Here is a 13,124-nt window from a genome sequence, read left to right on the forward strand (position 1 = left end):
CCCTGAGGACCCGAAGCCTGAGGATCCGAAGGACCCGAACACGCCTGGCGGCTCCTCCGGTTCGGTTACTCCGAAGCCGAACCTGCCTGGCATCATCGGTTCTCTGGGAATCGGCGGGGCCATCGTGGGCAGCGGATCTCACGGTTCCACTCCGAAGCCGGATCCCAAGCAGCCGAGCAAGCCGGGCACCCCGGGCAAGCCGGGTAACGCGGACAAGCCGGGCACCCCTGGCAAGTCCAGCACCCCGAGCCAGCCGGACTCCAAGGGCGGCACGTCCACCGGCAGCTCCGCAAGCAGCGGCAGCTCCAGCTCTCAGAAGCAGGTTGATAGCCCGCGGATGAGCACCCTGGCCTCCACCGGCGCGAACGTGCTAGGCGTGTTCGCAGTCGGCCTGGCGCTGATCATCGGCGCCATCCCGCTGCTGCGCCGCCGCCGCGAAGAAGGCGAGGCCTAACCGCCACTAGCGTTCAGCGCTAGCGCCTAGCGGAACGGCCAGTCTGGCAAGTCCCGCGAAAGAAAGGGCGACCACCAACACAACGGTGGTCGCCCTTTCGCACATTTGCCACCGCTTCGTGGCAGAATGACAACTTATGGAACTGGTAGTGCTGGGATGCTCCGGAAGCGTCGAAGGACCCGATAGCGCCGCATCGGGATACATCGTCCGCGACACAATCACGGCCAACCCCGACCACCTCCTCCTCGACTGCGGCCCCGGCGTACTCAGCGCCATGCAACGCGCCGAAGACATCGACCCCTCCGCCTGCCACGTCGCCTTCAGCCACATGCACGCCGACCACTGCCTAGACTTCCCCTCACTCCTCGTCTGGCGCCGATTCCACCCCACAGCCCCCTCCACCCAACGCCACCAACTATTCGGCCCCACCATCGCCCACCGCCACCTCTCCGCCGCCGGCGCCGACGCACCCGAGCGCCCCGACGACTTCACCGACACCTTCGACATCAACGTCTATAAGGTAGGCGAGGGTCTTTTTGACGCCACCACGTACCCAGCCCACCCCATCGGCCCATTCACCCTCTACGCCGCCACCGCCGTACACCCCACAGAGGCCTACCTGCTGCGCGTGGAAGACAACGCAGGCAACTCCCTGGTGTACTCCGGGGATACTGCCTGGACCGACAACCTGGCCCACATCGCAGCGGGAGCGGACGTATTCATCTGTGAAGCCACCTGGGGTGAAAATGCAGAAGGCCAGCCCAGCGGTATGCATATCTCCGGCGAAGACGCAGGCCGTGCAGCACAGGCAGCAGGCGTGGGCAAGCTCGTGCTCACACACATCCCGCCGTGGGGCGACGCAGACGCAGCGGTCCGCGGCGCGGCCCGCCACTACGGCGGCGAGATCCTCGTCGCCCGCCCGGGCATGCGCCTAACCGTCGGCTAGGCACCCAAGCACCGGCGAACCGAATGCGCAACCGTCGGCGGGTAGCCTGTCCGCGGCGGCTAGTAAACTTAAGCCCCATGACGGAAACTAACGTAGAAAACACCTCCAACGCAGGCGGCAACTTCACCCGCGCCGACGGGCGTGCTACCAACGATCTGCGCCCGGTGCGCATCACCCGCGGATTCACCAGCAACCCCGCAGGCAGCGTGCTGGTGGAGTTCGGCAACACCCGAGTCATGTGCACCGCCAGCGTGGAAGAAGGCGTGCCGCGCTTCAAGAAGGATTCCGGCGAAGGCTGGCTGACCGCCGAGTACGCGATGCTGCCGGCCTCTACCCACGAGCGCATGCCACGTGAATCCATGAAGGGCAAGGTCAAGGGCCGCACCCAGGAGATCTCCCGCCTCGTCGGCCGCGCGCTGCGCGCCGCCGTGGACCTGAAGGAACTGGGGGAGAACACCGTCAATATCGACTGCGACGTTCTGCAGGCCGACGGCGGCACCCGCACCGCAGCCATCACCGGCGCCTACGTGGCCCTGGCTGATGCGCTAGCCGTGCTGCAAGCTAGGGGCGTCGTACCAGGGCAACCGCTTCGCGCGCCCGTCGCCGCAGTATCCGTGGGCATCATCGACGGAGTGCCGTGCCTCGACCTGCCGTATGAAGAAGACTCGCGGGCGGACGTGGACATGAACGTGGCGATGACGGCCGAGGGTCGCTTTGTGGAAATCCAGGGAACCGGTGAAAACGCGGAGTTCACTCGCGAGGAACTGAACACCCTGCTGGATCTGGCCGAAGGCGGCCTACGTGAGCTCATTGAGGCGCAGCGGGCGGCGCTGGCGCAGGAACTCTAGAGGCCAGCGCTGGAACTTTAAGGCAGCAGAAGCAAACGCGACAAGAGAAGGGGAGTGGCACCGTGCGGGTACTGGTGGCCTCAAGGAACAAGAAGAAGCTGGCGGAGCTGAATCGCATGCTGGAGGCGGCGAACGTGACCGGCATCGAGCTCGTCGGGTTGGGGGACGTGCCGGAATACCCGGAGACCCCGGAGACCGGCGCGACGTTCGTGGATAACGCGCGGATTAAGACCAACGATGGCGTGCGCCGCACCGGCCTGCCGACGATCGCTGACGATTCCGGGCTGGCCGTCGACGCGCTGAATGGCATGCCAGGTGTGCTGAGCGCCCGGTGGTCCGGCGGCCACGGCGACGACAAGGCCAACAACGACCTGTTGCTGGCGCAGATGGGTGACGTGCCGGACGAGCGACGCGGGGCGCACTTCGTATCCTCCTGCGTGCTGCAACTGCCCGCCGAAGTCGCGGCAGAGCGCGGCATGGAGGCCGAGTACGCAGTGGAAGGGCGCTGGAACGGCCGAGTACTGCGCGCCGAGCAGGGCGAGGACGGCTTCGGCTACGACCCGCTGTTCGCCCCCGACGAGCTACCGGAAGGCCAGGAAGAAGAGTTGGCGGGCAAGTCCGCAGGCGAGCTGACGGCGGAGCAGAAGGATGCCGTCTCCCACCGTGGCAAAGCTCTACGCCAGCTAGTGGAGATCTTGGCGCAACTAGCGGATTAATGTGGCAGGGCTGGCGCCCAGCACGCCTGCCTCTAAGCACGGCGCCTAGCGCGCCGCCCCGTATCCGTGTCAGCACGCCGCAGAGTTAGGCGCCGGTCGCGTGCAACCCACGTATGATAGGGCAAGGTACAAGCCCGAACAGGTAATCCGCAGAACAACAAACCAGCGAAAGGATTCCCCGCGTGACCGCCCCCGGCACAGACAGCGACCAGGCCACTTTTAACCCCACAAGCCCCAGCGGCATCGTGGCCGGGTCGCAGGCCGACCTCAGCTGGATGGAAGACGTGTACAAGTTCTTTCACCAGCACCCCGAACTCTCGGGAGCGGAGGAAGTCACCGCGCAGCGGATCGCCAAGGAGCTGGAGAACTTCCCGGACTGGGAAGTCACCACAAACATCGGCGGCTATGGCATCACCGCCGTGTTGGAAAACGGCGACGGGCCGACAGTGCTGATGCGCGCCGACTTCGACGGCCTGCCCGTCGCGGAGAAAACCGGCGTGGACTACGCCTCTACGTACTCTCAACTCAACGCATCCGGCGAGCGCGTGGCAACGATGCATGCCTGCGGCCACGACCAGCACACCACCAGCCTGCTGGGAGCCATGCGAATCCTGACGGAAGAACGGACCCGCTGGTCCGGCACGGTGGTGGCACTGTTCCAGCCGGCCGAAGAGGCGTCCATCGGCGCGCACAAGATGGTCTCCGACGGTTTGGGCGGCATCATCCCCCGACCCGACGTCTGCCTGGCGCAACACATCGTCGCCGGCCCGGCGGGCCAGGTGTACTCCGCACCCGGCCCTGTGATGACGTCCTCCACCACCATCGAAATCACCCTCCACGGCCGCGGCGCCCACGCCTCCATGCCGCACCGTTCCGTAGACCCGGTGGTGCTGGCGGCCTCGACGGTGATGAAGCTGCAGACGATCGTCTCCCGCGAAGTCCCGCCGAATAAGTTCGCCGTGATTACCGTTGCCTCGGTGGAGGCCGGCAAGGCGAACAACGTGATCCCCGACTCCGCGAAGATCTCCCTATCCTGCCGCTTCTACGACGAAGAGCTGCGCCAGAAGTGCGTGGATGCCATCAAGCGCGTGGTGCGCGCCGAGGCACTGGCCGCGGGTGCCGACCGCGAGCCGGACTTCAAGTTCGTCGGTTTGCTTGGCGCAACCGACAACGCCCCCGAGGTCTACGACGTTGTCCGCCCCCACTTCGATCACACCTTCGGCGAGGATTCCCTAGAAATGGAGCCCTGGACCGCCTCCGAGGACTTCTCCGTGATCCCAAAGTCCTTCGGCTGCCCCTACATGCTTTGGACCATCGGCATCACCCCGCGCCGCCAGTGGCAGCGCGCCGAGTCCGCCGGGCGGTTGGACATCGACATCCCCACCAACCACAACCCGGGCTTCCTGCCGGATCTATCAACCCTGCAGGTCTCCACGCGCGCGGCGGCTGTTGCGATCCTGGCCTGCCTGCAATCCGAGTGGGAGAAGCCGGAGGCTGAGCCGCACGCGATGGGCGCGCCCGTGCCTACCGATGAGGAGATCGACGCAGTCGCAGTGGAAACCTCGCTGGTCGAGTAGCTGCGCCGCTGCGCTCAGCGTTCGGCGCCGCGCTGCCCCAACGCTGCCGCGTCGCAGCGCCAGCGCGCGCCATTAGTCCAGCTGGAAGGCGGCCTTAACCTCGTCGCGGCGCCTCTTCTCCACAATGAAGCTCAAGAAAGGCACCACGCCAGCCAGCATCGTGGTGACCCACTTCGATGGCTCCCAACGCGCCTTCGTACCCAGGTCCAGGCAGGAAATCACGTACACCATAAACACCAAGCCGTGCGCCGGGCCGATGTAGCTAAACCACTCCGGCGCGTTCTCGCTGCCCAGGATCAGATACTTAACAATCATCTCCACCAGCAGAATCAGCAGCCAAATACCCGTCACCACCGCCGCCACGGAGTAAAACTTCAGCGACTTCGCCACGCGCGCCCGGCGCTCCGGGTGGATCGCAGGGGTCTGCTCGTTGGTCATTGCTTAGTGCCCTTTCTGGTCGTTGTTCTCGCGCTCTTTATCTTTGGACGCCCTCATCCGCGCCCGCTCGCGCCTATCATCTACCCAAATATCCTCAGTCTCTTCAGCAGGCCCTTCGGCCTGCAGGAAGTCTTCCGGAACCTCGGTGATTTCATCGGTCGGCTGGGTGGGAGCGGCCGGGGCTTCGTCTCCCAGTAGGCGCTCCTTTTCATACTGGATGTACTTGCGGTACGCCACGACGAAGAAGATGCCGAAGATCGGCCATTGGATGGCGTAGCCCAAGTTCTGGAAGCTACCGCCGTTGGACTGCCAGCGATCCCACTGCCACCACGCCAGCAGGAGGGTGGCGATGACCGCCAGGATGAGGAAGATGATTTGGATGATGCGAACGCGCAGCGGAAACGGGTGGGCAGGTGCCTTGCCGTCATTGTCTGAGTGTTCGTTCACACTGCAACATTCTACCTGTACTGCCTGTTCCGCCTAATTTCTTTTCACGCCGGATCGCTTGCTAGCATGAAGGGGGAAACGCGGTTGTCCGCGTTCTTTTTTGCGCCTGTGGCGGAATTGGCAGACGCGCTGGATTTAGGTTCCAGTGTCTTATGACGTGGGAGTTCAAGTCTCCCCAGGCGCACAAAATTTTTCAGCCCCGCAGCACAGCCCTGACTGTGTCGCGGGGCTGTGTGCTGTTCGGCGGTGTTTGCGCCGTGCGTGTTACAGCTCCTTGGCGATGCGCGCGACGTGGCCGGTGGCCTTCACGTTGTACTTCGCCACGGCGATCTTGCCTTCCTCGTCAATGACGAACGTGGAGCGGATCACGCCTTGGACGATCTTCCCGTAGTTCTTCTTCTCCCCGAATGCGCCATAGCTCTCCATGACGGATTTGTCGGCGTCCGAAAGAAGGGGGAAGGTCAGCTCGTACTTATCGCGGAACTTCTCCAGAGCCTCTACCTTGTCGGGGGAAATACCAACCACGTCCACGCCCTGACCGTTGAGCTCGGTGAGGGAATCGCGAAAATCGCAGGCCTCGGTGGTGCAGCCGGGAGTATCGGCCTTGGGGTAGAAGTACACGATGACCTTGCGGCCCGCGTAGTCCGCCAGGCTTACGTTCTTGCCGGAATCGCTGGGCAGGTTGAACTCCGGTGCCTTGTCGCCGACTTCAAGTCGGATGGGCTGGTTTGCGGTGGTGTTGCTGTTATCAGTCATGCAACCCACCCTAGCGAAAGCGCCGACACGCAAGCGCGGGAGCGCCGACGCTCCACAGCGAACGCACATGCCCGGGTGCCAATACACCCTAGCGAAAGCGCCGGAGTGTGCGATCATTTACAATGTTCAGGTAGCACTTAAACGTTCGAATAAGGGAGAAACTTCCGTGGCCCGTAGCATCGATGCCATCCAGCGCGACATTGAACGCACCCGCAACCAGCTGGGACGGACGCTGGAGGAGCTGTCCGTCCGTGCGGATCCGAAGAACCTGGCGGATGACGCTCGCGGCCAGGCCGTGAACACCCTCAAGGAGCCGAAGGTGCAGATGGTCATCGGCGGCGTAGTCGCCGGTGTTGTCCTGCTGACCGCGTTGGCCGTTGGCTCTAAGCGCAAGGAAAAGAAGCAGATCAAGGAAATCCAGCGCCTGCTGGCTGCAACCCGCTAAGCGGGTAGCGTTGCCCGACTCAGACTCACTGCCTGGCGAAACCATACGCACCACCAGGCCGGGCGGGTTCCAACTACCCAGCCCCGCGAAGCTGGCAACGCTGGCTCTGCTGACCGTCCTTTCGATCGCCGCAGGTTTCGCCTGCGAAGCGGTGGGAGTGCCCGCCGCCTGGATCTTTTCCTTCCTGATCGTCTTCGGCGTCTACGCCATCTTCAGCGACCGCCAGGTCAGCCCGCCTAAAAAGGCGATGATCCCCTCCCAGGTGATCATCGCCCTTTTGTGTTCCTCGCCCCTGACCACCATCGACCTCGGCACGATTGTCTCCTATGCCGGGCCGACGGCCATGTCGCTGATCGTCACGCTGGCGGTCTGCCTGCTGGCCTCCTGGCTGCTGGTGCGCATCCACCGGGTCGGCCCGGCCACGTCGGTGCTGGCCACGCTCGCAGGCGGCGCCAGCGCGATGGTGATGCTCTCCCGAGAGCTCAACGCGGACACGCGCTTTGTTACCCTCACCCAATACCTGCGCGTATCTATCATCGTCCTCACACTTCCCGGGCTGGTCACGCTGCTCGGCCGCTTCGAGGGCGACGAGGCAGATGCGGCCGAGGGGGCGTCAAGAGGAAAAGAAAGCCTCCTCAACGGCCTGCAGACGAACTGGCAGGGCGTGGTAGGCGCGGTGGTCGTGGGGCTAGCCGTGTGGGCGTTCACGCGGGCGACGGCGCGGTGGTTCAGCATCAGCTCGCCGTACCTGCTGCTGAGTATCGCGTTCGCCATGATCGGCGTGATGGTGTTTGGCGTGCCGCACGAGTTCATCGCGCCGAACGGGCTGCTGGAGAAGCTGGCGTACGCGCTCGTCGGCGTGCAGGCCGGCGGCACCCTGACGAAGGGCGCGCTGCGGCAATTTGTGAAGGCCCTGCCCGTGATCCTGGGCGTGATTGCCCTGATGATCGCCAGCTCTATCGGCACTGCTTTCGCCATCGCGGGCCTGTGGGACTTTAAGGTTCTGGACGCCTACCTCGCCACCGTGCCGGGCGGCATCTACGCAGTTCTCGCATTTGCGCACGACGCTGGCAGCCAGCCGATCGTCACTGTCATTCAAGTGATGCGCATGATCGCCATGCTGGTGGTGGGCGCTTACGCGCCGCAGATCATCCGGTGGGTATTCGGCGCGGGCGCGGCCGACGGGCGGCCGGAGCCGCGCGAAACGCAGCGCTAGTGGGCTGCGATAGGGGAGCAGGTCTGATGGCCTAGTGGTTAGCGCTGGGCGGGGGAGAGTGAGGCGGCGTCCGCAAGAATCTCCATCGACCGCAGCGACTCAGCTGTCGACGGCGACTGCAGCGACACCATGAGCTCGTCGGCTTGAGCGTGCGTGCGGAACTCCTCGAGGTAACGGCGGACAACATCGCCCGTGCCGACGGCGGAGTAGCGCAGCATATCCAGGATCTGCTGGCCGGCGGGGGAATCGATGAGCATGTCCAGCTCCTCCTCCGTCAGGCTGCGGCCGCGGCCGGCCATGACGCGCACGCGGGTGCGGCAGACCTGGCGGAACTGCTCGTCGGCTTCCTCCTGCGTGTCGGCGGCGGTGACGTTGACCGCGGCGATGACGTAGGGCTCCGGGTGGGCTTCCGAGGGCTGGTAATTATCGCGGTACACCTGCACCGCCTGTGTGAGGGCGGCGGGTGCGAAGTGGCTGGCGAAGCTGTACGGCAGGCCCAGGTGCGCGGCCAGCTGTGCGCCGAACAGAGAGGAGCCCAGGATGTACAGAGGCACATTGGTGCCCATGCCCGGTACGGCCTCCACGCCGGGGATCTTCGACGGGCCGTTGAGGTAGCCGTAGAGCTCGGCAACATCCTGCGGGAAGGTCTCCGCGGCGGAAGGCTCGCGGCGCAGGGCGCGCAAGGTCATCTGGTCGGTGCCGGGCGCGCGGCCGAGGCCCAGGTCAATGCGGCCCGGATACAGCTCCGCGAGAGTGCCGAACTGCTCGGCGATGACCAGCGGGGCGTGGTTCGGGAGCATGACGCCACCCGCGCCCAGGTTGATAGTGGAAGTCTTCGCCGCGATGTGAGCGATCAGGACCGCGGGGGAAGAGCTGGCGATGGACTTCATGTTGTGGTGCTCGGAATACCAGATGCGCTCGAATCCTAGCTTCTCGGCCTGCTGGGCCCACTGGACGGAGCGGTCGAAGGCGTCTGCGGGGCGTTCGCCCTTGAAGACGGTGGCGAAGTCGAGGAGGCTCAGCGGGGTGAGGGAGCTTTCGTTTGCCGTCGTGTCCGTCATGGTGGGGTTGATGCCTCCTGGTTGGGGTTTGCGGGCCTGCACTGCTTTCGGCGCTGAGTGACTTATGTTGTCGGTGCGCTTGCGTTCTTAACTAACGATAACCGCTCTGGCAGGGCGGATATTCCCGTTGGGGGAGGAGTACATATTCCGGTTGGGTGGGGAGGAACGGCGCGAGCGGGTCGATTCCGGCGGAAACTACCCCGCAGAGGCCGACGACCGCCTGGCAAAAGAGGGCAAATGTCCCAAATCTTCCACTCTACTTTTATAACCTTTCTGTTCGTGCTGGTCAGGGGCTTTTGACGGAACCGTCAAATCGCCCAGAATCCCGAAAGTGGAAGATTTGGGACATTCGGCTCTTTAACCGTTTCCATAGCGGATACCGGGCAGGTTGCTTCACCTTGTACCCTTGCTGTTCCAAGAGCTTGATGGCAAGGTCCAGGTTCTTGCGGATCACGGTCTCCGCCTGTTTTGACAGGTATCGGTTTCTGCCTCGTTCTATGTGATGTTGCCAACCGTCATACGTATGCGCATTGAATTCGTTGGCAAGAAGCTCAATCACATCTTCAAGGCAGACGCGAAAACGCTCATCCCCCATCGGATAATGAATATCTTGCTGTTGAGCCGCGGCATCATAATTTCCTGCTCTAGCAAGTAAGAGGCCAAGGGGGACTGAGTCGGAATGAAACTGGAAGTGGCTGGCAGGCTTGTTACGAGAATTTCTGTCGTACTCGAAGCGAACTACCGGGCGATACTTTTGGCCAGACCGGTACTGAACTTTGAAGGTGCTTGACTCTATCGCCAGATGTTTCTTTGTTGAATTAGTGCATAGGCGAAATTCGCAGGCTAACTGCAGCTTCTTACTGTTCGAGCGGCCAATCTCAAGTTGTTTCGAGCGCTTGATTACTGCCCTGAGTTTTTCCTCGTTGATCTCGAAAGCATTGGCCGTGATCTCCCCTACGAGGGTCGCGTCGAGGAGAGTAGCGATTTCTTGCGCGAACTCCGTGGCATGTTGCTCGAAAGCCGCGCTATCCAATGTGATTAGCCTTCAATCAGCCAAGTGAGGGACTCGTAGCGATCCAAAAGGTCAGCCTCTTTGACGTCGAGCGCATCCGCTGCGCGAAGGCGACGCAGGCCATCCACGCCGAGGGGACCCATCTGCTTCACAACCTCGGCACGTTCAGCACGCAGCTCGGCGCTGGTCTGGGTGCGCGGAGTTAATGGCGTGGCCATAACCTCTCCAATCGTTGTGTGCGAACGGTGTATCTGAAGTATATAACGCAGAGACGACAACAGGGCGCGGCTGTTGAAGCCGATGAAGTCAAAGCAAAACCCTCGCCCGCTGGATATGATTCCAAGCGAACGAGGGTTGAAATGTGGGCTATCAGGGACTCGAACCCCGAACCCGCTGATTAAGAGTCAGCTGCTCTGCCAATTGAGCTAATAGCCCGTGTTATTCGAAGCGCTGTGCGACTCGGCAACGTGGAAAACTTTATACCCAGGTAGCATAACAATACAAATCGCCTGTTCAGGGTGGGTAAATTGATGTGTTGTTTAAGTGGCTTATGTGCCTGTCCACGTACAGAATTCGGGACGGTACCCCGCGCTGTGTGTGGCAAAGAGACCGATCAATCCGCACCCATACGCCCGCATCCGCAATGTGTTCGTCCGACCTGTTGCGGCAGGGAGCACTCGGGCGGTTCGCCGACCCAATCACCGTTTATAACGTTTACGCTACGAACTGCCGGAACGCGCCGAAATGACTAACGCTCCCCTGTAGCCAAGCGATATGGTTTAGGACAGTCACTTTTACACACCTTCCCCTTTCTTGGAGTTAGTCTTGCGCAACACCAAGGTTTTCGGACAAACCTTTTCACGGACCACTGCGGCGTCCTTAAGCATCGCCCTAGCTGCCTTTACCGCGTCGTGCACAATCGACCGCGACAGCGACGAACCGCAGATCAGCTCCAACGCCTCGACCGGTGAGAATGAGAAGAAGGAAGAAAACAAGCTGACCTCCAACGTGAAGGATGGCGACACCGAGGTCGACGTCACCGAACACGTGCAGGTCAAGGGCGACAAGAAGATCGATAAGGTCTCGCTGACCAACGACGCAGGCGAGAAAGTCAAGGGTAAGTTCAACGAGGGCAAGACCGAGTGGACTGTCCCCACCAAGCTCGGCTACTCGCGCACCTACACGCTCACCGCGAAGTCCGGCGACCAGAAGCTCGAGCAGACCTTCACCACCATGACCCCCGGTATGACGCTCAACGGTGCCCTGGCCCCGCTTGACGGGTCGACCGTGGGCATCGGCCAAACCATCTCTCTTCGTTTTGACGCCCCCGTGGAAGACCGCAAGGCAGTGGAAGATGCCATCACCGTGGAAACCACGCCGAAGGTGGAAGGAGCTTTCTACTGGATCACGGCCCAGGAGGTGCGCTGGCGCCCCGAGAAGTACTGGAAGCCCGGCACCAAGGTCAACGTGAAGGCCAACCTGTACGGCACGAAGATTGGCGAGGGCGTGTATGGCGGCGAAGACCGCAGCGCGAAGTTCACCATCGGTGACGCTATGCGTGCCGTCGTGGACGACAGCACCAAGATGATGACCATCAAGAAGAACGGCAAGACCGTACAGACCATGCCGGTCTCCCTGGGGCGCGACTACCAGTACCCCACGCCGAACGGCACGTACATTATCGGTGACCAATTCGAGTCGCTAACGATGGACTCCTCGACCTTCGGCCTGACGGGCGCGGGATCTTACGTGACGGACGTGCAGTACGCGACGCAGATGAGCTACTCCGGTATCTACATCCACGCTGCGCCGTGGAGCGTGTACGCCCAGGGCAACACCAACACCTCGCACGGGTGTGTGAACGTGAGCGTGGAGAACGCCGCCTGGGTATTTAACAACATGAAGCGCGGCGACATCGTTGAGGTGAAGAACACGCAGGGTGAGACCCTGAACGGCTCTGATGGTCTGGGCGACTGGAACATCCCGTGGAAGACCTGGAAGGCCGGGAACTCGGAGGGGTAGCTGGGGTTGGCTAGTGCAGGCTAGCACTAGCGCAGGCGCGCGGCGCGGGGGGCGGCGCGCGCGATGATCTTCGCTTTCTCGGCTCGCGGCACTCGCACGCGGGCCGTTTTCAGTTGCTCGACGGGGGTGCGATCCAGCCGCTCGTTCAGCGCGGCGAACAGGTCGTGCGCGCCGAGCACCCCCACGCGAGCCGCCAGTGGCAGTAGTGCCATGGTGGAGTGCGCCTGGGCGAGCTCCGCGCGGATTTCGTCAACCAGCTCCACCTTCGACTCCTCGGTGAGTTTCGGTAGGTAGGAGCGGTTCAGCCCGACCGTGTCCTCCTGGTAGTCCCGCAGGAAATTCACCTTCTGGAAGGCGCTGCCTAGCGCGTAGGCGCCCTGGTCGGTGCGGGAGCGCTGCTCCGGGGTCAGCGGGCGGCCGGCCTGCTCGGCGTGCCTGGCGAACACCGCGTTGCACATCCACCCGATCACGCCCGCGGATCCGTGCACGTAGTCGGCAAGTGGCAAGGGGTTGGAGCTGGGGGCGTCCGAACGCATGGACGCGAAGAAGTCCACCGTCCAGGATCGTTCGAACCCCGCCCAGCGCGCGGTGGTGGCGAATGCGTGCGCGATGGGGTCGGTGCTGAAGCCGGTCTCTAGCGCCGTGAGGGTGGTCTGTTCGTATTCGTTGAGGGTCTTTGTGACGCCGCAGGCCGGCACGCCCAGCGCCTCAGCCGTACCGTCGACGATTTCATCCGCGATGCGGGCGAGGGCGTAGATGTTGCGGATATGCAGCTTGATCGTGGGCGCGAGGAGTTCACTGGCCAGGTAGAAGCTGGTGGAGTAGTGGCGGATGATGCGGGAGGCCGCGGCGGTGGAGGCCTGCGTGTACAGCGCGCCGGGGTCGTCGTGGATGCTGGCGGAGGGGTGTGCGGTAGCGCTGGTGCTGGTGCGCGTGGTGACGGTGGCGCTGCGGTGTGTGGTGGAGCTGGCGCTGGGGCGTGTGCGAAAGGGGAGTTTGGGCAGGCGGGCCATGGTGATTAATGCTAGTCCACGGGGGTTCAGAGGCTGGGGAGTGCCCTGAGGGAGCCCAAATGTCCCAAATCTTCCACTCTACTTTTATATCTATTATGTTTGCGCTGGTAATGGCGTTTTGACATATTCGTCAAAACCGAAAAAACCTCGAAAGTGGAAGATTTGGGACATTC

Annotated in this window: 14 protein-coding genes, 2 tRNA genes and 1 pseudogene; 9 read left to right on the plus strand and 8 right to left on the minus strand. The window is 62.8% G+C overall.

Going from position 1 to position 13,124, the window contains the following annotated elements; translation table 11 throughout:
• The 5 genes and pseudogenes from QKE30_RS10205 to QKE30_RS10225 form a co-directional block, all read left to right on the plus strand.
• Positions 1-454 (plus strand): annotated as a pseudogene (locus QKE30_RS10205) (hypothetical protein); the annotation flags it as partial.
• A gap of 136 nt (positions 455-590) precedes the next feature.
• Positions 591-1,400, plus strand: a complete 810-nt coding sequence (locus tag QKE30_RS10210) for an MBL fold metallo-hydrolase (RefSeq protein WP_347934724.1) — start codon at positions 591-593, stop codon at positions 1,398-1,400.
• A gap of 77 nt (positions 1,401-1,477) precedes the next feature.
• The gene (gene rph / locus QKE30_RS10215) at positions 1,478-2,248 is read left to right on the plus strand and encodes a ribonuclease PH (protein WP_239202835.1); all 771 of its coding nucleotides are present in this window, start codon (positions 1,478-1,480) and stop codon (positions 2,246-2,248) included.
• Between the two features lie 62 nt (positions 2,249-2,310).
• Positions 2,311-2,964 carry a non-canonical purine NTP pyrophosphatase gene (locus tag QKE30_RS10220; RefSeq protein WP_239202832.1) on the plus strand — a complete coding sequence of 218 codons (654 nt, stop codon included), beginning with the start codon at positions 2,311-2,313 and terminating at the stop codon, positions 2,962-2,964.
• A gap of 182 nt (positions 2,965-3,146) precedes the next feature.
• Positions 3,147-4,541, plus strand: coding sequence for an amidohydrolase (locus QKE30_RS10225; RefSeq protein ID WP_239202830.1), 1,395 nt, complete (start codon positions 3,147-3,149; stop codon positions 4,539-4,541).
• Between the two features lie 72 nt (positions 4,542-4,613).
• Here QKE30_RS10225 and QKE30_RS10230 read toward each other — a convergent pair whose 3' ends face one another.
• Both QKE30_RS10230 and QKE30_RS10235 read right to left on the minus strand, forming a co-directional pair.
• Positions 4,614-4,979 carry a DUF3817 domain-containing protein gene (locus QKE30_RS10230; RefSeq protein WP_005294103.1) on the minus strand — a complete coding sequence of 122 codons (366 nt, stop codon included), beginning with the start codon at positions 4,977-4,979 and terminating at the stop codon, positions 4,614-4,616.
• 3 nt (positions 4,980-4,982) lie between these two features.
• A complete protein-coding gene (locus QKE30_RS10235; RefSeq protein WP_347934725.1) occupies positions 4,983-5,426 on the minus strand; it encodes a hypothetical protein in 444 nt (147 codons plus the stop codon).
• Positions 5,427-5,528: 102 nt separating this feature from the next.
• On the opposite strand from QKE30_RS10235, the gene QKE30_RS10240 reads away from it, so the two are divergent.
• Positions 5,529-5,610, plus strand: a tRNA-Leu gene (locus QKE30_RS10240).
• A gap of 80 nt (positions 5,611-5,690) precedes the next feature.
• Here the strand turns inward: QKE30_RS10240 and bcp are convergent.
• Positions 5,691-6,182: a thioredoxin-dependent thiol peroxidase gene (gene bcp, locus QKE30_RS10245; protein WP_035009145.1), complete on the minus strand. Its 492-nt coding sequence runs from the start codon at positions 6,180-6,182 to the stop codon at positions 5,691-5,693.
• Positions 6,183-6,348: 166 nt separating this feature from the next.
• Between bcp and QKE30_RS10250 the strand changes: the two genes are divergently transcribed.
• Together QKE30_RS10250 and QKE30_RS10255 are read left to right on the plus strand one after the other, a co-directional pair.
• Complete coding sequence (locus tag QKE30_RS10250; RefSeq protein ID WP_011273177.1) at positions 6,349-6,627, plus strand: DUF3618 domain-containing protein; 279 nt, start codon at positions 6,349-6,351, stop codon at positions 6,625-6,627.
• A 10-nt stretch (positions 6,628-6,637) separates the two neighbouring features.
• On the plus strand, positions 6,638-7,843 hold the full coding sequence (locus tag QKE30_RS10255; RefSeq protein WP_347934726.1) for an AbrB family transcriptional regulator: 1,206 nt from the start codon (positions 6,638-6,640) through the stop codon (positions 7,841-7,843).
• Positions 7,844-7,881: 38 nt separating this feature from the next.
• Here QKE30_RS10255 and QKE30_RS10260 read toward each other — a convergent pair whose 3' ends face one another.
• The 4 genes from QKE30_RS10260 to QKE30_RS10275 form a co-directional block, all read right to left on the minus strand.
• Positions 7,882-8,904 carry an LLM class flavin-dependent oxidoreductase gene (locus QKE30_RS10260; protein WP_347934727.1) on the minus strand — a complete coding sequence of 341 codons (1,023 nt, stop codon included), beginning with the start codon at positions 8,902-8,904 and terminating at the stop codon, positions 7,882-7,884.
• 286 nt (positions 8,905-9,190) lie between these two features.
• Positions 9,191-9,937 carry a hypothetical protein gene (locus tag QKE30_RS10265; RefSeq protein WP_347934728.1) on the minus strand — a complete coding sequence of 249 codons (747 nt, stop codon included), beginning with the start codon at positions 9,935-9,937 and terminating at the stop codon, positions 9,191-9,193.
• Between the two features lie 5 nt (positions 9,938-9,942).
• On the minus strand, positions 9,943-10,134 hold the full coding sequence (locus QKE30_RS10270) for a hypothetical protein (protein WP_347934729.1): 192 nt from the start codon (positions 10,132-10,134) through the stop codon (positions 9,943-9,945).
• A 144-nt stretch (positions 10,135-10,278) separates the two neighbouring features.
• A tRNA-Lys gene (locus QKE30_RS10275) sits at positions 10,279-10,351 on the minus strand.
• 390 nt (positions 10,352-10,741) lie between these two features.
• On the opposite strand from QKE30_RS10275, the gene QKE30_RS10280 reads away from it, so the two are divergent.
• Positions 10,742-11,938 carry an Ig-like domain-containing protein gene (locus QKE30_RS10280; protein WP_347934730.1) on the plus strand — a complete coding sequence of 399 codons (1,197 nt, stop codon included), beginning with the start codon at positions 10,742-10,744 and terminating at the stop codon, positions 11,936-11,938.
• 26 nt (positions 11,939-11,964) lie between these two features.
• Here the strand turns inward: QKE30_RS10280 and QKE30_RS10285 are convergent, their stop codons facing one another.
• Positions 11,965-12,951, minus strand: coding sequence for a squalene/phytoene synthase family protein (locus tag QKE30_RS10285; RefSeq protein ID WP_347934731.1), 987 nt, complete (start codon positions 12,949-12,951; stop codon positions 11,965-11,967).
• Positions 12,952-13,124: the final 173 nt, after the last annotated feature.

The organism is Corynebacterium sp. c24Ua_83 (genome assembly GCF_039907245.1).
Lineage (GTDB): Bacteria > Actinomycetota > Actinomycetes > Mycobacteriales > Mycobacteriaceae > Corynebacterium.

Excerpts from the sequence above, each read along its gene's own strand:
- QKE30_RS10285 (WP_347934731.1), bottom strand. The coding sequence starts at position 12,951 with ATGGCCCGCCTGCCCAAACTCCCCTTTCGCACACGCCCCAGCGCCAGC.
- rph (WP_239202835.1), top strand. The coding sequence starts at position 1,478 with ATGACGGAAACTAACGTAGAAAACACCTCCAACGCAGGCGGCAACTTC.
- bcp (WP_035009145.1), bottom strand. The coding sequence starts at position 6,182 with ATGACTGATAACAGCAACACCACCGCAAACCAGCCCATCCGACTTGAA.
- QKE30_RS10210 (WP_347934724.1), top strand. The coding sequence starts at position 591 with ATGGAACTGGTAGTGCTGGGATGCTCCGGAAGCGTCGAAGGACCCGAT.
- QKE30_RS10230 (WP_005294103.1), bottom strand. The coding sequence starts at position 4,979 with ATGACCAACGAGCAGACCCCTGCGATCCACCCGGAGCGCCGGGCGCGC.
- QKE30_RS10260 (WP_347934727.1), bottom strand. The coding sequence starts at position 8,904 with ATGACGGACACGACGGCAAACGAAAGCTCCCTCACCCCGCTGAGCCTC.
- QKE30_RS10270 (WP_347934729.1), bottom strand. The coding sequence starts at position 10,134 with ATGGCCACGCCATTAACTCCGCGCACCCAGACCAGCGCCGAGCTGCGT.